At 60.4% G+C, this 22,221-nt stretch carries 22 protein-coding genes and 1 riboswitch; of the genes, 12 read left to right on the top strand and 10 right to left on the bottom strand.

The features are described 5' to 3' along the window. Window positions 1-184: 184 nt before the first annotated feature. On the bottom strand, window positions 185-1,276 hold the full coding sequence (recA, locus tag FCH38_RS09360) for a recombinase RecA (RefSeq protein ID WP_174373559.1): 1,092 nt from the start codon (window positions 1,274-1,276) through the stop codon (window positions 185-187). A gap of 246 nt (window positions 1,277-1,522) precedes the next feature. Between recA and FCH38_RS09355 the strand changes: the two genes are divergently transcribed. Further along, on the top strand, window positions 1,523-2,464 hold the full coding sequence (locus tag FCH38_RS09355; RefSeq protein ID WP_174373558.1) for a PfkB family carbohydrate kinase: 942 nt from the start codon (window positions 1,523-1,525) through the stop codon (window positions 2,462-2,464). A 32-nt stretch (window positions 2,465-2,496) separates the two neighbouring features. Then, the gene (locus FCH38_RS09350) at window positions 2,497-3,420 is read left to right on the top strand and encodes a pseudouridine-5'-phosphate glycosidase (protein ID WP_174373557.1); all 924 of its coding nucleotides are present in this window, start codon (window positions 2,497-2,499) and stop codon (window positions 3,418-3,420) included. A gap of 624 nt (window positions 3,421-4,044) precedes the next feature. Here FCH38_RS09350 and FCH38_RS09345 read toward each other — a convergent pair. Continuing rightward, window positions 4,045-6,240: an OmpA family protein gene (locus tag FCH38_RS09345; RefSeq protein WP_174373556.1), complete on the bottom strand. Its 2,196-nt coding sequence runs from the start codon at window positions 6,238-6,240 to the stop codon at window positions 4,045-4,047. A gap of 341 nt (window positions 6,241-6,581) precedes the next feature. Between FCH38_RS09345 and FCH38_RS09340 the strand changes: the two genes are divergently transcribed. From FCH38_RS09340 to FCH38_RS09320, 5 genes are all read left to right on the top strand, one after another. Beyond that, window positions 6,582-7,355 carry an ABC transporter substrate-binding protein gene (locus FCH38_RS09340; protein WP_149897301.1) on the top strand — a complete coding sequence of 258 codons (774 nt, stop codon included), beginning with the start codon at window positions 6,582-6,584 and terminating at the stop codon, window positions 7,353-7,355. A 113-nt stretch (window positions 7,356-7,468) separates the two neighbouring features. After that, window positions 7,469-8,272 (top strand): ABC transporter permease, encoded by an 804-nt coding sequence (locus FCH38_RS09335; protein WP_153514079.1) that lies wholly within the window; start codon window positions 7,469-7,471, stop codon window positions 8,270-8,272. Further along, a complete protein-coding gene (locus FCH38_RS09330) occupies window positions 8,269-9,099 on the top strand; it encodes an ABC transporter permease (RefSeq protein WP_149897299.1) in 831 nt (276 codons plus the stop codon). Before FCH38_RS09335 ends, FCH38_RS09330 begins: the two co-directional genes overlap by 4 nt. 168 nt (window positions 9,100-9,267) lie before the next feature. Further along, window positions 9,268-9,534, top strand: coding sequence for an usg protein (locus FCH38_RS09325; RefSeq protein ID WP_142840668.1), 267 nt, complete (start codon window positions 9,268-9,270; stop codon window positions 9,532-9,534). Window positions 9,535-9,617: 83 nt separating this feature from the next. Then, window positions 9,618-10,442 carry a methyltransferase domain-containing protein gene (locus FCH38_RS09320; protein ID WP_174373555.1) on the top strand — a complete coding sequence of 275 codons (825 nt, stop codon included), beginning with the start codon at window positions 9,618-9,620 and terminating at the stop codon, window positions 10,440-10,442. Window positions 10,443-10,752: 310 nt separating this feature from the next. Here the strand turns inward: FCH38_RS09320 and FCH38_RS09315 are convergent, their stop codons facing one another. From FCH38_RS09315 to FCH38_RS09305, 3 genes are all read right to left on the bottom strand, one after another. Further along, entirely contained in the window at window positions 10,753-11,241 is a 489-nt protein-coding gene (locus tag FCH38_RS09315; protein ID WP_003507846.1) for an Lrp/AsnC family transcriptional regulator, read from the bottom strand. 70 nt (window positions 11,242-11,311) lie between these two features. Further along, a complete protein-coding gene (locus FCH38_RS09310; RefSeq protein ID WP_174373554.1) occupies window positions 11,312-11,965 on the bottom strand; it encodes a uracil-DNA glycosylase family protein in 654 nt (217 codons plus the stop codon). Then, window positions 11,958-12,551, bottom strand: coding sequence for a thermonuclease family protein (locus FCH38_RS09305; protein ID WP_153514082.1), 594 nt, complete (start codon window positions 12,549-12,551; stop codon window positions 11,958-11,960). Before FCH38_RS09305 ends, FCH38_RS09310 begins: the two co-directional genes overlap by 8 nt. A gap of 107 nt (window positions 12,552-12,658) precedes the next feature. Between FCH38_RS09305 and pdhS2 the strand changes: the two genes are divergently transcribed. Continuing rightward, window positions 12,659-14,194: a two-component system sensor histidine kinase PdhS2 gene (pdhS2, locus tag FCH38_RS09300; protein ID WP_174373553.1), complete on the top strand. Its 1,536-nt coding sequence runs from the start codon at window positions 12,659-12,661 to the stop codon at window positions 14,192-14,194. Between the two features lie 12 nt (window positions 14,195-14,206). On the opposite strand, the gene FCH38_RS09295 is transcribed toward pdhS2, so the two are convergent. Together FCH38_RS09295 and cobT are read right to left on the bottom strand one after the other, a co-directional pair. Next, the gene (locus FCH38_RS09295) at window positions 14,207-14,611 is read right to left on the bottom strand and encodes a diacylglycerol kinase (protein ID WP_149897295.1); all 405 of its coding nucleotides are present in this window, start codon (window positions 14,609-14,611) and stop codon (window positions 14,207-14,209) included. An 8-nt stretch (window positions 14,612-14,619) separates the two neighbouring features. Further along, a complete protein-coding gene (gene cobT, locus FCH38_RS09290) occupies window positions 14,620-15,654 on the bottom strand; it encodes a nicotinate-nucleotide--dimethylbenzimidazole phosphoribosyltransferase (RefSeq protein WP_174373552.1) in 1,035 nt (344 codons plus the stop codon). 153 nt (window positions 15,655-15,807) lie between these two features. Here cobT and FCH38_RS09285 point away from each other — a divergent pair, with 153 nt between their 5' ends. From FCH38_RS09285 to ribB, 4 genes are all read left to right on the top strand, one after another. Beyond that, a complete protein-coding gene (locus FCH38_RS09285; protein ID WP_210267138.1) occupies window positions 15,808-16,593 on the top strand; it encodes an adenosylcobinamide-GDP ribazoletransferase in 786 nt (261 codons plus the stop codon). Window positions 16,594-16,612: 19 nt separating this feature from the next. Next, a complete protein-coding gene (locus tag FCH38_RS09280) occupies window positions 16,613-16,804 on the top strand; it encodes a DUF1289 domain-containing protein (RefSeq protein WP_174373550.1) in 192 nt (63 codons plus the stop codon). Next, a complete protein-coding gene (locus tag FCH38_RS09275; RefSeq protein WP_174373549.1) occupies window positions 16,801-17,508 on the top strand; it encodes a TIGR02281 family clan AA aspartic protease in 708 nt (235 codons plus the stop codon). The genes FCH38_RS09280 and FCH38_RS09275 overlap by 4 nt, the downstream gene beginning before the upstream one ends. A gap of 160 nt (window positions 17,509-17,668) precedes the next feature. Then, a riboswitch (FMN riboswitch) is annotated at window positions 17,669-17,819 on the top strand. Window positions 17,820-17,940: 121 nt separating this feature from the next. After that, window positions 17,941-18,582, top strand: coding sequence for a 3,4-dihydroxy-2-butanone-4-phosphate synthase (gene ribB, locus FCH38_RS09270; protein WP_174373548.1), 642 nt, complete (start codon window positions 17,941-17,943; stop codon window positions 18,580-18,582). Between the two features lie 225 nt (window positions 18,583-18,807). Here ribB and FCH38_RS09265 read toward each other — a convergent pair whose 3' ends face one another. From FCH38_RS09265 to FCH38_RS09255, 3 genes are all read right to left on the bottom strand, one after another. After that, entirely contained in the window at window positions 18,808-19,596 is a 789-nt protein-coding gene (locus FCH38_RS09265) for an SDR family oxidoreductase (RefSeq protein ID WP_092773227.1), read from the bottom strand. Between the two features lie 14 nt (window positions 19,597-19,610). Next, entirely contained in the window at window positions 19,611-21,089 is a 1,479-nt protein-coding gene (locus FCH38_RS09260; protein ID WP_174373547.1) for a sugar ABC transporter ATP-binding protein, read from the bottom strand. A 118-nt stretch (window positions 21,090-21,207) separates the two neighbouring features. Further along, window positions 21,208-22,137: a sugar ABC transporter substrate-binding protein gene (locus FCH38_RS09255; protein WP_149897287.1), complete on the bottom strand. Its 930-nt coding sequence runs from the start codon at window positions 22,135-22,137 to the stop codon at window positions 21,208-21,210. Window positions 22,138-22,221 lie beyond the last annotated feature (84 nt).

The following is a 22,221-nucleotide window of genomic DNA, read 5'->3' as shown; positions in this document are numbered from 1 at the left end:
GATGGCTATATTGCAAAATTAATGGCTTTTATCGTCCACATCCTGCCCTGTCCAGCCATGCAGGCGCGTGAAGGCGCACAGGCAAACAAAAAGGGCCGCGCGACGGGAAATCACACGGCCCTTTTGAACTATACCAGTTTCGCGACATCCCCGGACGGCGACATCAGGACTTTCGCGAAATACATCAGCCCTCGTCGGAGCCGTCGTCGCCTTCGCCGGCGTCAGGACCGCCATTCTGCAGGAAGCGGTCGGCGATCAGACCGGCATTCTGGCGCAACGCCAGCTCGATCTCGTTTGCCGTATCCGGATTGTCGCGCAGGAAGGACTTGGCATTTTCACGCCCCTGCCCCAGACGCTGGCTGTTATAGGAAAACCATGCACCGGACTTCTCGACGATACCGGCCTTCACGCCGAGATCGACAAGCTCGCCGGTCTTGGAAACGCCTTCGCCATACATGATATCGAATTCAACTTGCTTGAAGGGCGGCGCCATTTTGTTCTTGACGACCTTCACACGCGTCTGGTTGCCGACAACCTCTTCGCGTTCCTTGACGGCACCGATGCGGCGAATGTCGAGGCGCACCGAGGCGTAGAACTTCAGCGCGTTGCCGCCCGTCGTCGTTTCCGGCGAACCGAACATGACGCCGATCTTCATGCGGATCTGGTTGATGAAGATCACCATGCACTTCGACTTGGAGATCGACGCCGTCAGTTTGCGCAGCGCCTGGCTCATCAGACGGGCCTGAAGACCCGGCAGGCTATCGCCCATCTCACCTTCGATTTCCGCACGCGGCGTCAGCGCCGCCACCGAATCAATGACGAGAACATCGACCGCACCGGAACGTACCAGCGTGTCGGTGATTTCCAGCGCCTGTTCGCCGGTATCCGGCTGCGAGATCAAGAGGCTCTGCAAATCCACGCCGAGCTTGCGGGCATAGACCGGATCGAGCGCGTGTTCGGCATCCACGAAAGCGCAGATACCGCCCTTTTTCTGGGCCTCCGCAATCGTCTGCAACGCCAGCGTCGTTTTACCGGAGCTTTCCGGGCCGTAAATTTCAATGATACGCCCCTTCGGCAAACCGCCGATGCCGAGCGCGATATCGAGGCTGAGCGAACCCGTCGAAACGGTCTCCACCTCAACCACATTTTCATTGGAACCGAGCTTCATGATCGATCCCTTGCCGAACGAGCGTTCGATCTGGGAGAGAGCCGCTTCCAGTGCCTTGCTTTTGTCCACCGATTTATCCTCTACGAGACGCAAAGAATTTTGTGCCATCCGAAACACCTTTAGGTTATTGAAGCCACGCAGGCAATGAAGCAGTATTGAAATGGTATGTACTCTATTTGTTCTCATTTCGCAAGGCGCGGCCAGCATATTGAAAACAAATAACGATAAGTGGTTTGTTCTGCCTTTGTTTTTTCCGACCCGGCCAATCGCCCCAAACCGGATAGAAAGGTGGATGAATACAGGATCCGGCCGAATCGTGGTGCCTTTCGATCCGTGAAAGAGGGAAACGCAAGCGTGAAGAAAATACTCGTTCTGGGCGGTGCGCATATCGACAGGCGTGGCATGATCGAGACGGAAACAGCACCAGGCGCCAGCAATCCCGGCTCGTGGATGGAAGAGGCAGGCGGCGGCGGTTTCAACGCGGCGCGCAACCTTGCCCGGCTCGGTTTTGCCGTCCGCATCATCGCGCCACGCGGCGGCGACGTGACTGGTGAAGCGGTGGCGGAAGCGGCAAGGCAGGCAGGCGTCGAAGACACGCCCTTCATTTTCCTCGACCGCCGCACGCCAAGCTATACCGCCATTTTGGAGCGCGACGGCAATCTGGTCATCGCCCTTGCCGATATGGACCTCTACAGGCTCTTCACCCCACGCCGCCTGAAAGTGCGCTCCGTGCGCGAGGCGATTACTGCGAGCGACTTTCTGCTCTGCGACGCCAATCTGCCGGAAGACACGCTGACCGCACTCGGCCTCATCGCCCGCGCCTGCGAAAAGCCGCTGGCAGCCATCGCCATTTCACCCGCCAAGGCGGTGAAGCTGAAGGGTGCGCTTGCCGATATCGACATTCTTTTCATGAACGAGGCGGAGGCCCGCGCACTGACCGGCCAGACGGCGGAAAATGTCCGCGACTGGCCCGACATTCTGCGCCAGGCCGGGCTTGCCGGCGGCGTCGTTACCCGCGGTGCAAGTGAGGTGGTGGCTTTTAATGAAACGGAAACCGCAACCCTCAACCCTCCCCTCATTCGCGAAGTGAAAGATGTGACCGGTGCCGGCGACGCCATGGCGTCGGGTTATCTCGCGGCGATCACCGAGGGTAAAACCATCGCGCAAGCCCTGCGAGTGGGCGCGGCAGCAGCAGCCATCACTGTGCAATCGCCTTTCGCCACTGCCCAAGACCTGTCAAAAGACAGTGTCGAGACGATGTTGGGGCTTGTCCCCATGGCAGAAATGCTGGCATGAACCCGTTTATTAGAGAACCTGGAACAAACAGAATGACCCGCCCCATCTCCCCGCTCCTGCCCATCGTTTATTCGCAAGAGGTTGCCGCCGCCAAGCAGCGCGGCGCGCCGATCGTCGCACTTGAATCGACCATCATCACCCATGGCATGCCCTATCCCGGCAATATCGAGATGGCGGAAAGCGTCGAGCAGATCATCCGCGATCAGGGTGCGGTTCCGGCCACCATCGCCGTCATTCACGGCACCCTGCATATCGGTTTGGAAAAGGACCAGCTGGAAGCACTGGCCCAGACCACCAACGCCATGAAGGTTTCGCGCGCCGATATCGCCTTCGCAATTGCCGAACGCCGCACCGGCGCCACCACGGTGGCTGCGACGATGATAGCCGCCGCCCGCGCCGGCATCCGCGTTTTCGCCACCGGCGGCATTGGCGGCGTGCACAAGGGCGCGGAGGAGACCTTCGACATCTCCGCCGACCTGACCGAGCTTGCCAAGACGGGCGTTATCGTCGTCTGCGCCGGCGCCAAGGCCATTCTCGACATCCCGAAGACGCTGGAGGTTCTCGAAACCAACGGCGTGCCGGTCGTCACCTTCGGCTCGGAAGAATTCCCCGCCTTCTGGTCGCGCTCCTCCGGCCTGGCGAGCCCGCTTTCGCTCAACAGCCCGGCGGCGATCGCCAATTTCCAGGTGACCCGCGAACAGCTCGGCATCGATGGCGGCATGCTCATCGCCAATCCCGTGCCGGAAGAAGACGAAATCCCGCGCGAGGAGATGGACATCTACATCAACCGCGCCATTTCCCACGCCGAGCGCGACGACATCACCGGCAAGGCGGTCACGCCCTATCTTCTCGGCGATATCTTCCGGCTGACGGATGGTCGCAGCCTCGAGACCAATATCGCGCTGGTGCGCAACAATGCACGGCTGGCGGCGGAGATCGCAGTGGCGCTGGACTGATCCGCGCAGTAGTCATGAAAACGCTAAAAAGCTGAAGCCAACGGCCTTTCGACCATAGCGGACGACGGGAAAACAGGTCGGCACTGTCTGCGACAGTGCCGATTTTTTGTGGTTTGACCCTTCTTGTATATGGATTGATGAAATTCTTTCACGGCAGGGTGCTGTCCAGTCTCGCCGGACATCGCGTCCGCCACTAATCCGTTCATCGCATTCAATTTCGTTGGCCGTCTCAAAACAGAAAAAATGATTGACGACATCTCGGGCGAGATGTCCTTATACTTCGATCTAGAATATAAAATACCACATGCTGATTTTATTGACGCCGATAGCGCTTAGCCGAAACGTATTAGAAGAAGATGCCCGAATATTATTTAATCCCTGTCGTTATTTTAACCCTCATATTTTACTCGATCGTCGAAAAATGGCTTTTCACCGCTTATGATATCCAACTTGGTTATTACCTAAGGCAGGTCGTATCCAGCCTAATCATTCTTGCGATTTTTGCCGTTTTCGAATTGGTTCTAAGGCCGTGGGCAACCACAATATCGATGTGGTTTGAATAAATGCCACGACCCGGAAAGCGCAAGCTTTCCGGGTCGTTTTCTTTTCAGTTCCTCAACCCAATCAGTTCTGGGCGACCGGCTTCACCAGCGGCGTGACGCGGCGGATGGTGACGCGGCGGTTCTGCTGTTCCGGGCCGAGCGTCTGGACCTTCAGGTAACGCTCGCCATAGCCTTGCGTCGCGAGGTTTTCCGGCGGAATGCCGTAGACATCGGTCATGACGTTAGCGACAGAGGCGGCGCGTTCATCGGAAAGCACGAGGTTGCTTTCATCCGAACCGACAGCGTCCGTATGGCCTTCGATCAGGAAGGTTTCCGCCGGGTTCTTTTTCAGCGCCTTGTTGATCGCATCCGCCACCTTGCGCAGCGAGCGGGCCTGCGCCATCGGAATGTCGGAGCTTCCCGTGGCGAAGGTGATCGTATCGAGGTCGATACGGCGCACCTTGTCGCGGATACGGGCCGAATAACGCACCTCATCCAGCGAATAGACACGCTCTACGGGCTCGACCGGCGGCTGCTCCAGGAAGCGGTAATAATCGCGGTCCGGATCGCTCGACGTGTCGATGATATAGTCGCGAACCGGGATGCGCAGACGCATCGGCGGCAGGTCGAGGCCGGGATCGCGATAAACGTAATCGCGGTCAGGCTCGTCCATCAGCTCGGGCGCATAGAACAGCACATATTCGCGGCCACGATCATCGATGCGCGAGCGCTGGATGACGTCGCCATAACGGTTGCGGATCGTCACCACCTGGGTGCCATCGCGACGTTCAACGGTTTCGCGGACACGACCGCCCGGCAGACGCTCGTAATAAGGCTCGCCGCCATCACGGATGAAGCGCTGATTGTCATCGCCACGCACCACGACACGGTCGCCGAATTGCAGGATGATCGGCGCATCGCGGTCACGATCCCGGTCGCGCGGGCGGCCCTCACGTGGCTGCCATTCGCGCACGCCTTCCGGCCGCTCATATTGCGGACGACGGTCGATACGCTCGCCCTGCTGGGAGGTGATGGCCTCCATCTTCACGGGCGGCGGCGGGGCCTTGCCTTCGGCAGCCCCGGCGCGCTGCGCTTCGGCGTCTGATGTCGGAACCTTCACGTCACCGGCCTGCTCACGCTCGCGGCGGCGTTGCTCGCGGGCCTGATTGTTGCCGGAGCGTTCCACTTCCTTGTCGCTGTCGAGAACGGCCGCCCCTTTGTCCACCGGCAGGATGACGGTATCGGCGGTCTTGGATGGGTCCTTGGCAACCGCCTTGGCCTTGTCCAGCTCCTGCTTCGTCATTGGCGGTGCTTCGGTCTGCGGAATGGCAACCTGATTGGGCACGGGCTCGCCGGCAGGTGCCTGTCCGGTGGTCGCGCCGTTTGGCACAGGCGCAGGCGTGCCGGGCAGCGGGGCTGCGGGCTCGGTCTTGCCCTGTCCTTCGACCGGCGGCTTTTCAGAAGGCTGCTGACCGGGAGCAGGATTGGGCTGCGCCTCCGGTGCCGGCGGACGTGCCGGTGTCGGCGCTTCGGTCGGAACGGGTGCTTCCTTGGCAGCGGGTTCAGGCGCTGCTGGTTTTTTCTCCGGAACCGCCTTTTCGGCCGGCTCAGCCTTCGGCGCAGGCGCTTCTACCGGCGGCTTTGCTGCTGGCTCGGCTGATTCAGGACGCTTGGCGGGCTCTTCGGCCGCGGGCTCCTTGGCACGCTCAGGTTTGCGCGGACGTTCCTTCGGTGCCTGCTCGGCAGGGGCTGCGTCAGGTGCCGGCTCGGGGCGCTTGCGGGCGGGCTTCGGTTCGCCTTCCGGCTGTGGCTCCTGGGCACGTTCTGGGCGACGTGCAGGTTCTTCTGCGTTCTGTTCCGCAGGTGCTGGTTCAGGACGCGCCTCGGCCTTCGGCTCCGGAGGAGCTTCGCGTTTCGGCTCCGGTTCACGCTTGGGCTCTGGTTCGGGTTTGGGCTCTGGTTCGCGCTGAGGCTCGCGCTTCGGCTCAGCTTTGGGCTCAGGACGCGGCTCGGCGGGGGCTTCAGCCTTGGGTTCAGGTTTGGGCTGCGCCTCTTCGGCCTGCTGGCGCTGCTTGCGCAGAAGTTCTTCCGGGTTCTGTTCTTCGGCGACCTGCCCTTCCGGCTGCGCCTGCGCCAGAATCATCGGGCTCTGCGTCTGGGGCATCTGTGCCTGCGCCCGCGCGGCTCCGGCAAAACCGGCGGAGGCCGGCTCCACGGCGATTGCCAGCGACATGAGGGGGAAAACCACCCCCGTCAGCAATGTGTTCTTCTTCAGCATTCGGTGCTTCCTCATTTGCCTTGTCTTATCGGCGCGCGCTATCGCGACGTCCCGGCTGCGCATGCAGGCGCTGGACAACGCCTGCCACACACTTCGGTTCCCATGATGACCAAAGCCTTGTGTACCGGAAATGAACAGATCAAGGCGTTTTCGTGAAAGCTCTGCGGCACAATCGCGGTGACTAATATTGCAGTTGCATTTTTTGACCAACCGGATGAATAATTGCCGCAAGCGCTGAAGGCCCCGGGAAACAAAAAACATCCCGCCGTGCCCTGCGCTCAAGGCGTCCGCACTGAAAACAACAACAGACTGCGGATGAACGACCAAAAGAGAGGATCGAAATGCCTATTTCCACCCGTCTGCTCGCAGCCGTATCGATTGCCGCCATCTCGCTGTTTTCAGGTGCCGCCCTTGCGCAGGACAAGATCGTCATCGGCACCGAAGGCGCCTACCCGCCCTTCAATAATCTTGAAGCCGACGGCACGCTGACCGGCTTCGACATCGACATCGCCAAGGCGCTCTGCGTCGAGATGAAAGCCGAATGCACCTTCGTCACCAATGACTGGGACGGCATCATTCCGGCCCTGCAGGCCAAGAAGTTCGATGCCATCATCGCGTCCATGTCGATCACGCCAGAGCGTCTCGAGAAGGTCGACTTCTCCAAGAAATATTACAACACCCCGCCGGCCATCGCCGTGCCGAAGGATTCGCCGATCAAGTCGGTCGACGACCTGAAGGGCAAGTCGCTCGGCGCACAGGGTTCCACCACCCACTCCAACTATGCCGAAAAGCATTTTCCGGATGCCGATGTGAAGATGTATCCGACCGCCGACGAATATAAGCTCGACATCGCCAATGGCCGTATCGACGCCGTCATCGACGATATCGTCGTGCTTTCGGAATGGCTGAAGACGGACGCCGGCAAGTGCTGCAAGATCCTGACGCCGCTTCCGGTTGACGTCGAGATCAACGGCAACGGTGCAGGCGTTGCCGTGCGCAAGGGTGACACGGCGCTCGCCGATAAATTCACCGCCGCCATCGCCGGTATTCGCGCCAACGGCAAATATCAGGAAATCAACAAGAAATACTTCGATTTCGACGTTTACGGCCAGTAACCGGCACGACGTCTGTTGAAATCTGGTGGCGGAAGGCTTGCCCTTCCGCCATTTTTGTTTGAAAACGTCACTATAACAATCACGGCGGCTTAAGACCGCGGGGGAAAACTGGCATGAGCGGAGCATTTTCCGCCATAGGTGCGTTCTGGACCTATGTCTCGACACTTCTCGACCCATTTTGCGGTCCGGTCGGTCTCTTCTCGCTTCTCGGAAACGGCACCCTTGTTGCGTGTGGCGACGCAGGCTGGGGCGATGAAATCGCTTTCGGCGTCAAGGTCACGATCTCGCTGGCGCTTGCCACCCTGCCCGTCGGGCTGCTGATCGGCTTCCTCATCGCGCTTGCGGCGCAGTCGGAGGAAAAGTCGCTGCGGCTGGCGACCGGCATATATACAACCATCTTCCGCGGCCTGCCGGAACTGCTGACGCTCTTCATCGTCTACTACGGCATTCAGATGCTGCTGCAATCGATGGCAGGTTACGTCGGCATCACCGGGCCGGTCGAGATCAACGCCTTCGTGGCCGGCATGGTCGCGCTATCAGTGGTGTTTTCATCCTATGCCTCCGAAGTGCTGCTTTCCGCCTTCAAGGCCATTCCCAAGGGTCAATATGAGGCGGGCCACGCCCTTGGCCTGTCTCGCGGCCGCACCATGGTGCTCATCATTATACCGCAACTGGTCAGGATCGCCCTCCCCGGCATGACCAATCTCTGGGTCATCCTGCTGAAAGACACCTCCTACGTCTCCATCATCGGCCTTGCCGATATCGTCCGCCAGACCGGCATCGCCGCCCGCGTCAGCAAGGAAGCCTTCTTCTTCTACGGCATCGCCTGCCTGCTCTACCTTATTCTGGCCCTTCTCTCTTCCATCGGGATCGGTTTCATCGATCGCTGGTCGCGCAAGTCGGAGGTAAGCCGGTGAGCCACATCCAGGAACTCATCCCGCCGCGCCCTGCCCCGGCCATTGCAGACAAACCGCTCAACATATCGCGTATCGTCGGCATCGCCGTCATCACGCTTTGGCTGCTACTCGCCGCCGGGCTGCTCTTCGCCATGATCGAAGGATGGGACTGGGCAAAGTTCGAGCGCTACGGGCCGCGTTATATAGACGGCCTCATCACCACCATCACGCTGGTCGGCAGTTCGATCATTCTCGGCGCAATCCTTTCGGTGCCGATTGCCTTCGCACGCATGTCGAAAAACCGCATCCTCGGCGCACTGGCCTATGCCTATGTCTACGTCTTCCGCAGCACGCCGCTTCTGGCACAGCTTTTCCTGATCTATTACGGCCTCGGCAGCTTTCGCCCGCAACTGGAAGCCGTTGGTCTGTGGTGGTTCTTCCGCGAGGCATGGTATTGCGGCCTGCTGTCGCTAACCCTCAACACCGCCGCCTATCAGGCCGAAATCCTGCGCGGCGCAATCCGCAGCGTGCCGCTCGGCCAGCATGAGGGCGCGGCCTCGCTCGGCATTTCGAAATTCATCACCTTCCGCAAGGTCATCCTGCCGCAGGCCTTGATCGTCGCGCTGCGTCCCTATGGCAATGAGATCATCCTGATGATCAAGGGTTCAGCAGTTGTCTCCATCGTCACGGTCTTCGACCTGATGGGACAGACCCGCTACGCCTTTTCCCGCACATTCGACTATCAGGCCTATCTCTGGGCCGCGATCTTCTACCTGACGATCGTCGAGACGCTGAGACATGTCTGGGCCTGGCTGGAAGCCCGCCTGACGCGCCACCTCAAGCGTTAGGCCGAAGCTTGGCAGCACTCATCAACTGAGGCTGCCAACATTTTGAAAAATATAACTATTTTGTGACAGCCCATGGCTTTGGCAAGGTTGGATTAACCCTGTCGTGTTCCCATGTCAGATACAGCGGCAACGCTGTGATCGGCAATCATGGAAACGGGAACCGCCGTCATGAACAAGGACATGGAAATGATGCTGAGAGGCTACGGCCTCACCACCGCCCAGATATTCTACCGCATGCCGGACCATCCGCTGGTTCTGCAGACCTATGTCTGGCAGGACTACGATCTCGCCCCGGATTTTCCCGAAATGCACGGTTTCCTCAAATTCTGGCAGGAAAAGCTCGACGGACCGCTACACTCCGTCCGCTACGTGCACCGGCAGGTAATCTCGGCGCAGGAATGGCGCGCGCTGAAAGGGGAGTTCATCATCCACTGAAAACTGTTCCCACATAAACGTTGCGCCAACCACCGTTGCGGCTTACAGCAAACGTCAACTGAAGACGTTATGGATACCGCACGATGACGAAGAACCAGAAAATCGACGAAGAAGCGCTTGCCGAAGCCTATAACCGCGCGCTTGCGCTTGAAAAAGCCGGCGATGTGGATGCGGCGGTAAAAGCCTATCAGGAAGTTCTGGCCATCGACCCGGAAGATCACGGCGGTGCCGCCGTGCGCATCGCCGCCATGGGCCGGGGCGAACAGCCGTCAAAAGCACCCGACGCCTATGTCGAAACCCTGTTCGACCAGCACGCCGAAGCCTTCGAGGATATTCTTGTCGAACAACTCGGTTATGCTGTGCCGATGATGGTGCGCCAGCGCTTGCAGACGCTCAATCTCGGCCCCTTCAAGCGCCTGCTCGATCTCGGCTGCGGCACCGGCCTCACCGGCGAAGCGTTGCGCGACATGGCTGAGGACATCACCGGCATCGATATCTCCGAAAACATGGTCGAACTGGCCCATGAGAAGGACCTTTACGAGACGCTTTACGTCGCCGAAGCCGAGGATTTCCTTGAGGATAATGACGACGAGCCCTTCGATATCATCACCGCAACCGACGTGCTGCCCTATCTCGGCGCGCTGGAACCGCTGTTTTTCGGTGCCGCCGAAAACCTCAATGCCGGCGGCCTGCTGATCTTCTCGTCGGAAACCCTGGACGAAGCCATCCTCGCCGGACGCCCCTACATGGTCGGCCCGCACCACCGTTTCGCCCATGCGGAAAACTATGTCCGCGAAAGGCTGGCGGCGACGGGTTTCGATATCATCGAAGTCACCGACATCAATGTCCGCATGCAGGACGGCAACCCGACACCGGGCCATCTGGTGATTGCCAAGCTCAAGGGCTGATAACTCGGCATTTCGGCATATTTCTTCTCCCCGCCGGGGAGAAGGTGGCCCGAAGGGTCGGATGAGGGGGCAACGCCAGCGATAAACCGCACCCTTGCCCCCTCATCCCGCTGCCGCGGACTTCTCCCCGGCGGGGAGAAGAAACAAGTGGCGTCCGCTCGACCCAATGCGACCAACTCCGCCGTGCTGAATCAATATCTCATCAAGATCGCCCAGCCGATTGAAGAGATTCGACTTTCCGTCGCGGCAATAAAAAAGCCCTCCCCGGCAACCGGAAAGGGCATTGCTCAAAAACCGGATGAGCGGCGCGTCACTCCTCGCCAGATTTGGGATTATCCAGCAGCATGTAATCAAGCGGCAGTTCCGTCGTATATTTGATCTGCTCCATCGCGAAGGCCGAAGAAACATCGCGAATTTCGATCTTGGCGATCATCCGCTTGTAGAAGGCGTCATAGGCCGCAATGTCAGGAACGACGACGCGCAGGAGATAATCGACATCGCCGCTCATGCGGTAAAATTCGACGACCTCCGGAAATTCGGAAACCACCTCGGAGAAGCGCTTCAGCCATTCGATGGAATGGGAGGCCGTGCGGATGGAGACGAAAACCGTGACCTTGGTGTTGACCTTGACCGGATCGAGCAGCGCCACGCGCCGGCGGATGACGCCGTCCTCTTCCATCTTCTGGATACGCCGCCAACAGGGCGTCGTGGAAAGTCCGACCTTTTTCGCCAGATCAGCGACGGCCAGCGTGGAATCCTCTTGCAGAATGCGTAAAATCTTACGGTCTAGGCGATCCAATGCGTCTACCCTCCTGAATTAATTTCCTTTCAATACACTAATTTTCGCAGAAAAACAGAAAATTGTTTCACTAAAGCCGCATTTCCACATGTTGTCGCAGAACCGGAAGCAGCTCCTGCGTGAACCACAGGTTCTTTTTCAGCCAGCCGGTATTGCGCCAGCTGGGGTGCGGCAGAGGTAAAATGCCGGGGCCGGAATTGGCATGCAGGTAGCCGCGCCAGTTCTGCACGGTTTCGGTCATGGTTCTGCGCCGCCTTTCGCCCAGATGAAAAGCCTGCGCATATTGGCCGACAGCAAGGATCAGCTCCACCTGTGGCATCGCCGGCATCACCCGCTCACGCCATGCAGGCGCACATTCGCGCCGCGGCGGCAGGTCGCTGCCCTTGTCGTCATAACCCGGAAAACAGAAGCCCATGGGCACGATGGTGAAGCGGTCGAGATCATAAAAGGTCTCGCGGTCGACATTCAGCCATTGCCGAAGCCTGTCGCCGGAAGCGTCATTAAAGGGCAGTCCCGTCTCGTGCACACGCAGCCCCGGCGCCTGCCCGGCAATCAGGATGCGGGCCTTCTTCGACATGACAACCACCGGCCGCGGTTCATGCGGCAGGCAATCGGTCATGCCCCTGACAGGCGCGTCACGACAGATGCGACAGCGGGCAATCTCGCCGCGCAACTCATCCAGCCCATCATCAAACCTTGGCATGGATTGGACCAGCTCAGCCATGCGACCATCCCAGAAGATGGCGGATGACGGTCAGGAAACCGGCCGCCGGTGTCTCGATATCCGCTGCGCGGTGCTCACGCCGCCATTGCGAAGGTTTTTCGAATTCTCCCGCCCAGATGCCCCGCGCCTCCCGGCGCGCCGCCGCCTGTTCGCCAGAAAACTGGAAATAACCGGAGGCGACGGCAAAACCCGCCGACACCATGTCCGCCGAAACATCCCTGCCGCCGGCAGCGCAATAAACGAGCAGCCGCCCGTAACGGTCCCTCGAACTGCCGGAACAGGAAAAATTCTGCGCCACGACCAGCCGTTGCAGCACACGGCGCGCCTCCTCCCCGCAGGGCCAGGTCTCAGCGCCCCGCCGGCATGTCTGCGACAGTTCGGGCGCATCGATGCCCAGCAGACGAAACCGCTCTTCTCCCTTTGAAAGCGTATCGCCGTCGATTACGAAGAAACGGCCGCCATAGGTCTCGCTGTTGATCTGATCGAGCTTGGCGGCAATCAGGATGCCGAGAAAAACCGCAGCAAGAAACAGCCCGCCGTCGCGGAACGCCGAAAAACCCCTGCGCCTGCCTCCGTTTCGTCCCATGTAACAACAAACCCTTGTCAGAAATGGCAAACAAATCCTTTCACGGCAGCATCTTCTTAAGATTTTAAGCGTAGCCTGCAAGGGTTCATGTCACCTGCGTTGTAACAATGAGTAAAAGCGTCAGCACGTCCACCGACAAGATCATCGTCGACCGCTCGAAAAAACACCGCAACAAGGCGGTTTTCGACACGGTGAAGACGACGCGTGAACGCCTGCAGCAAGGTGCTGGCGGAAGTGACGCCTATGAACGCGAAATGCTGACCATGCACATCGCCGAAGCCCTTCAGGGCGCGATGATCATGCCGCTCTTCATTGTACTCGCCTCCATCATCGGCCTTTACATCACCCGTGACATCGGCCTGATCGTCTGGTCGCTGGCTGCGCTGAGCTTCCATGCCATGTCGCTGATACTGGCAAAACGGGCAGCGAAACAGGAGATCACGGCCGAAAATCTCCAGCACTGGAGAAATCTCTTCCTCGGCATGCAGATCCTCATCGGCTGCGCATGGGCCATGTTCGCACTGGCCGAACCGGTGCGCAACGACCCGACGCTCGTTCTCTTCTTCAAGGGCGCAACGCTGCTGATCGCGCTTTCGCTGACCGCCATGGCCAATTTCATGCTGCGGCGGGCGACGTTCATGACTTTCCTGCCAGTGCTGGCAGCGCTCTGCGTCACCTCGGCCATCTCGCGTAGTCCCTTCGATCTCGGCCTTGCGCTGATGTTCGGCATGGCGATCCTGTTCTGTCATCGCATCACCAGCCGGCTCTACCAGACCAGCGTCAAACTGCTCTCTTCCCAGACGGAAAAGGACGACCTGATCGCCGAACTCGAAGTCGCCAACTCGGTTTCGGATGAGGCGCGGCGGCGCGCGGAAGAGGCCAATCTGGCCAAATCGCGTTTTCTCGCCTCCATGTCGCATGAGCTGCGCACCCCGCTCAACGCCATTCTCGGCTTCTCCGAGGTCATGGCGTCAGAAGTGCTGGGTCCGCTCAACAATCCGCTCTACAAGGAATATTCCGGCGATATCCATCGCTCCGGTCAGCATCTGCTCGATCTCATCAACGAAATCCTCGACCTGTCGCGCATCGAGGCCGGTCGCTATGATCTCAATGAGGAATCCATCTCGATGCTGGAAATCGCCGAGGATTGCATCGGCATGATCCAGCTTCGCGCCCGCGCCAAGACCATCAGGATTTCGCAGCAGTTCGAAGGCAGCCTGCCACAGGTCTGGGCGGATGAAAAAGCGATCCGGCAGGTCATCCTCAACCTTCTCTCCAACGCCGTGAAATTCACGCCCCAGGGCGGCGAAATTCTTGTGAAAGCGGGCTGGACGGCGGGCGGCGGGCAATATGTGTCGATCAAGGATAACGGCCCCGGCATTCCCGAGGACGAAATTCCGATTGTCCTGTCCGCCTTCGGTCAGGGATCGATCGCCATTAAAAGCGCCGAACAGGGAACCGGGCTTGGCCTGCCCATCGTTCAGGCCATTCTCGCCAAGCATGACGGCCAGTTCATCCTGAAATCGAAGCTGCGCGAAGGCACCGAAGGCATCGCCATCCTGCCGGCAAAACGCGTATTGCAGAGCCTGCCGGCCGTGGAAGAAACCCACGCGATCCAGCCGCGCCGCCGGTCCTTCGCATAAGGGCTTAACGCCTCAGAAGAACAGCGTCGTCACCAGCGAATAAAGCACAAAAAATCCGTTCGCCATCAACAGGCAGAAGACGGCGAAGGAGCCGAGATCCTTGGCATGTCGTCCGACCGAGGAAATTTCCGGCGAGATGCGGTCCACCAGTTCCTCGATCGCGGTATTGAGCGCTTCGACCGCAAACAGCAGCAGCATCAAAACCGTAAAGACGAGGAGATGCGCAAACGGCGCGCCGACGACCAGAAGCAGGGTAAGCCCGACGCCGAAAGCCAGAACCTCATGCCGGAACGCCGCTTCCTGCCACAGCCGGCCCAGTCCCTGCACGGAATAGCGGGCCGCAGCGAACAGATGCCGCCAGCCCTTCTCCTTGCGGAAGACGGGTTCGGGTTGCTTCTTGTGCGGCGTCGCGTCCATCTTTGACCTCAATGATCGGTACGGGGGCTGATGTGGGTATCCACACCCGCCGCTTCAAAGGTCGCCATGCCGGAATGGCAGGCAGCCGCAGCCTTGACGATACCGGCGGCCAGAGCCGCACCCGTGCCCTCACCCAGCCGCATGCCAAGCGCCAGAAGCGGCGTCTTGCCGAGCTTTTCGACGGCTGCCAGATGGCCGGGTTCGCCAGAGACATGGCCGATCAGGCAATGGTCGAGCGCCGAAGAATTGGCGGCCTTCAAGAGAGCGGCAGCGGCAGTTGCCACATAACCGTCGATCAGCACGGGAATGCGCTGCACGCGGGCGGCGAGGATGGCACCGGCAATCGCCGCAATCTCGCGCCCGCCAAGGCGGCGCATGATTTCGAGCGGGTCGGACAGGTGGTCCTTGTGGAACTCGACGGCAGCCTTCACCGCCGCGATCTTGCGGGCCATGACCTCGCCTTCCGAGCCTGTGCCGGGACCGGTCCACTCTTCGGCGGTGCCGCCGTAAAGCGCCAGATTGATCGCCGCCGCAATCGTGGTGTTGCCGATGCCCATTTCACCCACGCAAAGAAGATCGGTGCCACCGGCAATCGCCTCCATGCCGAAGGCCATGGTCGCCGCGCAATCGCGCTCGGAAAGGGCGGGTTCGCAGGTGATGTCGCCAGTGGGGTAATCGAGCGCGAGGTCGAATATTTTGAGGCCAAGATCGTTGGCGACACAGATCTGGTTGATCGCAGCACCGCCCGCCGCGAAATTCTCCACCATCTGCTGCGTCACCGACGTCGGATAAGGCGTCACGCCGTGGCGGGTGACGCCATGATTACCGGCGAAGATCGCCACCAGCGGGCGGGTAACGGCAGGCGAACGACCGGACCATGCGGCAAGCCACATGGCGATCTCTTCCAGGCGACCGAGCGAACCGGCAGGCTTGGTCAGCTGCGCATTGCGCTCCTTGGCCGCCACCAGCGCGTGCGCATCCGGGCCGGGAAGCTCGCGCAGCAGCGCGCGGAAATCATCGAAGGGCAATCCGCTCATGCTCATGGTATCGGTCTCTCTCGTCATCGGGTTGGCGCGCGCAAAAGGCGCGCGCGTCCGGAACTTGTGTTTTCCGGCAAATCGGTCTTTGTTGCGCCTCTCATAATCGCGGATGCGCCCCGGAACAACCGGAAATGCAGTGACGACAACGGAGAGAGCATGAAGGCCGGGGATTTTATAACAGATGTCGTGCATTCCGTTGCTTTTCTCAGCCGCCTGCCGGTCCCGTCGCGCTTTTTCGGGGATGGCGACGGCATCTCGATGCGCCGCACCGCCCGCGTCTTTCCGGCTGCTGGCCTGCTGATCGCCCTGCCCGCCGCTTTTCTGGTGGTGATTTTCGCGGCCTTCGATGCCTCGCCGCAGCTCACCGGCTGGCTCGCCATCGCGCTCACGGCGCTCATCACGGGTGCGCTGCACGAAGACGGGCTGGCCGATATGGCCGATGGTTTCGGCGCAGGCAAGGACAAGGCGCGAACGCTTGAGATCATGAAGGACAGCCGCATCGGCAGCTATGGCGCCATCGCCATGATCCTCTCGTTCGCGCTGCGCGCCACGGCACTCGCATCGCTGATCGAGACCCTGCCCGCCAAGACAGCCGCCGCCGGCCTGATCGCAGCAGCGGTGATGAGCCGCGCCCTGATGGTGTGGCACTGGCAGGCCCTGCCCGCCGCAAAGACCTCCGGCATCGCCGCCAACGCCGGCCAGCCCGGCAAAATCGAGCGCAACATCGCGCTTGCGACCGGGCTGCTGCTCTTCGCGCTCTTCACGCTGCACGCCCTGCCCTTGCTGTCGATAGCGGCCGTTCTTGTCGTCGCCTGCCTGTCCGCCATGCTGTTCGGCAGGCTCTGCGCCAGCAAGATCGGCGGTCATACCGGCGACACCATCGGCGCCTGCCAGCAGATCACGGAGATCGTTACTCTCGTCGCCCTTGCCCTTGCGGCATGACGGCCTGATATAGATCATCATGGAAACACCCTGCATTCATATCTGCTCCCTCGACGCGACCAACAGCCTCTGCATCGGCTGCGGCCGCACGCTGGAGGAGATCGGCGGCTGGGCAGGCTATAGCGACGAGAAGCGCCGCGCGATCATGCAGGCGCTGCCGCAAAGACTGGTAAATTTGAGCGAGACCGCCAAGGAGACGCATACCGCATGAACAGGCTGACCATCGTTCTCCTCCTGCTGGCCGTCGGTCTCGGCCTGCTTCTCGTCAATCATGACGGTGGCCGCACCTTCGGCATCGATAATGATCAATTCGCACAGGCCCTCTATCTGTTGCCCATTGCCGGTCTCCTCTCGGTCGGCATTCTGGCCGGCAGACGCGGCGGCTTCGGCACCGTCATGAGGCAACTCGCCGTCTGGCTCGTCATCATCCTCGGCCTCGTCTCGCTCTATCTCTATCGCTACGACCTGCAATCCTTCGGCGACCGGCTCTTGGGCGGCCTGATGCCCGGCCGCGCCGTGGTGGTGACGACATCAGGCGGCGAACAGGAAATCGTGCTGCATAAATCGATGAGCGGCCATTTCGAGGCGAATGTCGGCGTTAACGGCAAGACCATCCACATGCTCGTCGATACCGGCGCAAGCTCCGTGGTGCTGGCCAATGCGGATGCCGCCGCCATCGGCATCGACACGGGCAGCTTGCGCTATACCGTACCGGTCATGACCGCCAACGGCCGGACGGCGGCAGCCCCCGTCACCCTGTCGGAAATCGGCATCGGCCCGATCGTGCGGCGCAACATCCCCGCCCTCGTCGCCCAGGACGGCCAATTGGGCCAAAGCCTGCTCGGCATGAGCTTCCTGTCGACGCTCGGCTCGCTGCAGATGCAGACCGATGAGTTGCGGTTACGCGACCGCTAAACCTTGGCGTTTTTGAAGATCATTCCCGCTGCTCCAGATTGGCCATTGGCCGCGGAAAAGAATACCTCCCTTTGCACGCAATCGGGATATTCTTTTCACCAACGTCGGGACCGGCAGAGCATTCCCCCTTGATTCCTTCCCATTTGATAATTTATGTTGGTGATGTTCTCAGGGCGGGGTGCAATTCCCCACCGGCGGTATCGGGACTTGTCCCGGAGCCCGCGAGCGCTTCCGGTCTCCAAAGCCGGAAGGTCAGCAGATCCGGTGAGAGGCCGGAGCCGACGGTATAGTCCGGATGGAAGAGGACAAGGCATAAAGACGCCCGCGCTCCGTGGGCTTCGCATTGCATTGTTCGCCCAAGGGATATTTGGCGCTTCTTGAAGCGCGAAAATGCCGCAAAACGGCATAACCCCTTGAAAGGCTTGAAATAGAATGACCATTGCTAAAATTGAAGACGCGATCGACGCCATTTCCCGTGGCGAGATGGTGATTGTGGTCGACGACGAAGACCGCGAAAACGAAGGCGATATCATCGCCGCCTCCGACAGCATCACACCGCAGCAGATCGCCTTCATGATGAACCATGCGCGCGGGCTGATCTGCGTTGCCCTGCCGGGTGAACGTCTCGATGCCCTCGACATTCCGCTGATGGTGTCGCGCAATACCGAATCCCTCAAAACGGCCTTCACCGTCTCGGTGGACTATATTCCGGGCACCACCACAGGCATTTCCGCCGCCGACCGGGCAAAGACAGTGCGTGCGCTGGTGTCGGAAGACTCCCGCCCGGAAGACTTCGCCCGCCCCGGCCATATCTTCCCGCTGCGCGCCAACCCGGACGGTGTGCTTGGCCGCACCGGCCACACGGAAGCCGCCGTCGATCTCTGCCGTCTTGCCGGAAAATTCCCGTCCGGCACCATCTGTGAAGTCGCCAATGACGACGGCACCATGGCCCGCCTGCCCCAGCTCGAAGTCTTCGCCGAACGCCACGGCCTGCTCGTCGTGACGATCAAGGACCTTGTCTCTTATCTGAAGGGCGAGGTTGTCGAGGACGTGGTGCAGAAGCAGGTCGCCTGATCTGCTGCTCGTATTGTGAATACGAAAACGCCCGGCTGAAGCCGGGCGTAAAATTCGAGGTAGTAGACCTAACCTCTTATCGCGACGTCATCCTTGGGCTTGTCCCAAGGATCTAAACACGTCAACAAAATCAATACGTTGCAGATCCCCTGGACAAGCCCGAGGATGACGACCGTAAACTTTTCAAACGTCATCAGCCGTTGAAGCTGGCTACCATGCCAAACCCTACCAGCAGCAGAAACCGCCATCCACCAGCAGGTCCACGCCCGTCACGAAGCTCGCCGCATCCGACAGCAGGAAGATCGCCGGGCCGACCATTTCGTCCACGCCCGCCATACGCTGCATCGGCGTCTGCTCTTCGAAGAGCTTGGTCTGGTGCACCATTTCCGGCCGCGTGTTCATCGGCGTTGCGGTATAGCCCGGCGAGATAGTGTTGACGCGAATGCCGCGCCCTACCCACTCCATCGCCATGGATTTGGACATGTGGATGACGCCGGCCTTCGAGGCGTTGTAGTGGCACTGCATCAGCCCACGATTGACGATGACGCCGGACATGGAGGCGATGTTGACGATTGCGCCACGGCCATTCTTCAACATGGCGTTGGCTTCGGCCTGGCAGGAGAGGAAAACGCCCTTCAGGTTGATGTCCATCATCGTCTGGAACTGGCTTTCCTCCATCTCCTCGGCGGGATTGGCATTGGCGATGCCGGCAGCGTTGACGGCGAGCGAAAGCGCGCCGAGTTCGGCTTGCGTGCGGGCAACTGCATCCGTGAGCGCCTGCTTGCTGGTGACATCTGCCGCAATCTGGATCGACTTGCGCCCGGCTTTGGCGATGAAATCGGCCGTCTGCGCCAGACCGTCATCGGTACGGCGATCAAGCAGCGCGACATTGGCGCCGGACTGGGCAAGCCCCATGGCGATCCGCTGGCCGATGCCGGAACCGGCGCCGGTGACAAGCGCCACCTGACCGGAAAGATCGAACAGTTTCGGCGCGTTGAGCGTGATGGTGGACATCGCTATTTCCTTCTTCAGATGGTTGCCAGTTCCATGACCGAGACGTCGTTGGCGTCGTCGCGGTTAAGGATGCCGGCCTGTTTTCCCTGCGCAAGCACGAGGATGCGGTTCGAAACGCCCAGCACTTCCTCCAGATCGGAGCTGACGACGATAACGGCCACGCCGTCTTTCGCCAGACCGACGATGATATCGTAGATGCCAGCGCGCGCGCCGACATCGATGCCGCGCGTCGGCTCGTCCAGCACCACCACACGCGGATTGCGGGCAAGCCATTTGGCGATGACCACCTTCTGCTGGTTGCCGCCGGAAAGATCCGACGCCGGCTGTTCGCTGCGGCCCTTGACCCCGAATTTGGCGATAGCTTCCTTGGTAAAGGCGCGCTTGATGCGCGGCGTGATCCAGCCCGTGCCAACGCGGTCGAGATTGGCGTAGATCAGGTTTTCACCGATCTCGTGCTCCACCACGAGCCCCTGCAGCTTGCGGTCTTCCGGCACCATGACGATGCCCTTCTCTATGGCATCCGCCGGGCTTTTCAGCGTCAGCACCTTGCCATCCAGCAGCACCTCACCCGCGCTCGTCGGATCGGCACCGGAAATGGCGCGGACCAGTTCGGTGCGCCCCGCACCGATCAGGCCGGCAATGCCGAGGATTTCGCCGGCGCGGACGCCGAAGCTGATATCGCGGAACGCGTTGTTCGCGCCGGTCAGCCCCTTGACCTCCAGCACCACCCTGTCCTGCGGTTCCGGCAATGCCGGGAACAGGCGTTCCAGCGACCGGCCGACCATGCTTTCGACGATGGTGCGCACCGGAGTGGCGCTGTCGGCAAACTCATGCACCCGCTCGCCGTCGCGTAGCACGACGATGCGGTCGGTGATCTGTCTGATTTCTTCCATGCGGTGGGAAATGTAGATGATGCCAACGCCCTCGGCGCGCAGCTTGCGCACCTGCTCGAACAGCGCCTGCGTTTCCGCGCCACCGAGTGCCGCCGTCGGCTCGTCGAGGATCAGGAGCTTGGCATCGAGCGCCAGCGCTTTGGCGATCTCGATCAGCTGCTGGTTCGCGGTCGAAAGGCCGCCAACCTTGCGGGTGGCGGGAATGTGAAGATTGAGGCGCGCCAGCTGCTGCTGGGCTCTGCGCACCATCTCGGCATTGTCGACAACGCCGTTTTTCATGAGCCAGCGGCCGATGAAGACGTTTTCAGCGATGGAAAGCTCCGGCAGAAGCTTCAGCTCCTGATGGATGAGAACGATGCCCTTGTCGATCGCCTCGCGCGGCGATGCCGGCGCGTAAGGCTGACCAAGCCAGGTCATCTTGCCTTCGGACGGCTCGCGCGACCCCGCAATAATGCCTGACAGCGTGGACTTGCCCGCGCCGTTTTCACCCAGCAAGGCCACCACCTCGCCCGGATAGACGTCGAGATCGACGGCCTTCAGAACCTCGAGCGGACCGTAACGTTTGCTGATGCCACGGAGCGAAAGAACCGGCTCGCGCATGACGGGACCTCCCAGGGAGCATTCACAGCGGACAGAGGCCGCAGCTTTGCGTCCGAATTGCGTAAAGACGAAACAATGATAACCCCGCGCATCCAACGGACACGCGGGGGCAGAGATATCAGGGATGGTTGGCGATAAAGCCTTCGACGTTTTCCTTGGTAGTCAGCGTCGCATCGGAGAGCTGCACGGCCGGCACCTTCTCACCGCCGACGATCTTGACTGCCATTTCGACAGCCATGCGGCCCATTTTCTGGGTCTGCTGCGTCGCGGTCACGTCGAAGACGCCGTTCTTCAGCGCTTCAAGCGCTGCCGTGTCGCCATCGAAACCGCCGACGACGATTTTCTGCGAAGGGTTGGCAACCTTGATTGCCTGCGCCGCGCCAAGCGCCAGACCATCGGCCTGCGCAAAGACGATGGAGACGTCAGGATTGGCCTGCAAAAGGTTCTGCATGATCTGGAAGCCTTCGTCCTGGCTCCACATGTTGGACCACTGTTCGGCAACCACCTTCACGCCGGCATTGGCCTTGACCGATTCCATGCAGCCCTTGGTGCGGTCCACTTCCGGCGTCGTGCCCTTCTGACCGTGGATGATGACCATCTTGCCCGCACCACCGGCCTGCTTGATGATGTAATCGCAGACGCTCTTGGCGGAAGCGACGGAATCGGTGGCAAGGAAGGTATCGCCCGGTGCGCCATCGGCATTGCGGTCGATGTTGATGACCGGAACGCCGGCGGCCTTGGCAAGCTTCACCGGAACGGTCGCGGCAGCAGCGCCAGCCGGAATATAGATCAGCGCGTCGATATTCTGGGTCAGCAGATCCTGGATCTGGTTGACCTGCGTCGGGCCATCGCCCTTGGCGTCGACCGTGACGACGGAAATGCCGCGCGTCTTGGCTTCGGCTTCAACGGCCTGCTTGATCTGGTTGAAGAAGTTCGCCTGCAAATTGGCGACGGCAAGGCCGATCTTCTTGACTTCGGCGGCGTTGGCAGAGCCGAGCGACAGGGCGAGAAGGGCGGCGGATGTCAGCAGAATGCGTGAAAATTTCATTATTATTTCCTCCGTTTGTTGATTGAAACCGGGGGCAGATCGAACCTCCTCCCCTCCGGCCTTTTTCCACGCCTTCCATATTGG

The sequence above is a fragment of the Agrobacterium tumefaciens genome, from assembly GCF_013337285.1.
Classification (GTDB): Bacteria; Pseudomonadota; Alphaproteobacteria; order Rhizobiales; family Rhizobiaceae; genus Agrobacterium; species Agrobacterium burrii.
Note: the sequence above shows the minus strand (reverse complement) of the source record. Positions and strands in the feature narration are given on the sequence as shown.

Coding starts and splice junctions, on each gene's coding strand:
- recA (WP_174373559.1), bottom strand. CDS start 1,276: ATGGCACAAAATTCTTTGCGTCTCGTAGAGGATAAATCGGTGGACAAA.
- FCH38_RS09350 (WP_174373557.1), top strand. CDS start 2,497: ATGACCCGCCCCATCTCCCCGCTCCTGCCCATCGTTTATTCGCAAGAG.
- FCH38_RS09345 (WP_174373556.1), bottom strand. CDS start 6,240: ATGCTGAAGAAGAACACATTGCTGACGGGGGTGGTTTTCCCCCTCATG.
- FCH38_RS09340 (WP_149897301.1), top strand. CDS start 6,582: ATGCCTATTTCCACCCGTCTGCTCGCAGCCGTATCGATTGCCGCCATC.
- FCH38_RS09335 (WP_153514079.1), top strand. CDS start 7,469: ATGAGCGGAGCATTTTCCGCCATAGGTGCGTTCTGGACCTATGTCTCG.
- FCH38_RS09325 (WP_142840668.1), top strand. CDS start 9,268: ATGAACAAGGACATGGAAATGATGCTGAGAGGCTACGGCCTCACCACC.
- FCH38_RS09320 (WP_174373555.1), top strand. CDS start 9,618: ATGACGAAGAACCAGAAAATCGACGAAGAAGCGCTTGCCGAAGCCTAT.
- FCH38_RS09310 (WP_174373554.1), bottom strand. CDS start 11,965: ATGGCTGAGCTGGTCCAATCCATGCCAAGGTTTGATGATGGGCTGGAT.
- FCH38_RS09305 (WP_153514082.1), bottom strand. CDS start 12,551: ATGGGACGAAACGGAGGCAGGCGCAGGGGTTTTTCGGCGTTCCGCGAC.
- pdhS2 (WP_174373553.1), top strand. CDS start 12,659: ATGAGTAAAAGCGTCAGCACGTCCACCGACAAGATCATCGTCGACCGC.
- FCH38_RS09295 (WP_149897295.1), bottom strand. CDS start 14,611: ATGGACGCGACGCCGCACAAGAAGCAACCCGAACCCGTCTTCCGCAAG.
- cobT (WP_174373552.1), bottom strand. CDS start 15,654: ATGAGCATGAGCGGATTGCCCTTCGATGATTTCCGCGCGCTGCTGCGC.
- FCH38_RS09285 (WP_210267138.1), top strand. CDS start 15,808: ATGAAGGCCGGGGATTTTATAACAGATGTCGTGCATTCCGTTGCTTTT.
- FCH38_RS09280 (WP_174373550.1), top strand. CDS start 16,613: ATGGAAACACCCTGCATTCATATCTGCTCCCTCGACGCGACCAACAGC.
- FCH38_RS09275 (WP_174373549.1), top strand. CDS start 16,801: ATGAACAGGCTGACCATCGTTCTCCTCCTGCTGGCCGTCGGTCTCGGC.
- ribB (WP_174373548.1), top strand. CDS start 17,941: ATGACCATTGCTAAAATTGAAGACGCGATCGACGCCATTTCCCGTGGC.
- FCH38_RS09265 (WP_092773227.1), bottom strand. CDS start 19,596: ATGTCCACCATCACGCTCAACGCGCCGAAACTGTTCGATCTTTCCGGT.
- FCH38_RS09260 (WP_174373547.1), bottom strand. CDS start 21,089: ATGCGCGAGCCGGTTCTTTCGCTCCGTGGCATCAGCAAACGTTACGGT.
- FCH38_RS09255 (WP_149897287.1), bottom strand. CDS start 22,137: ATGAAATTTTCACGCATTCTGCTGACATCCGCCGCCCTTCTCGCCCTG.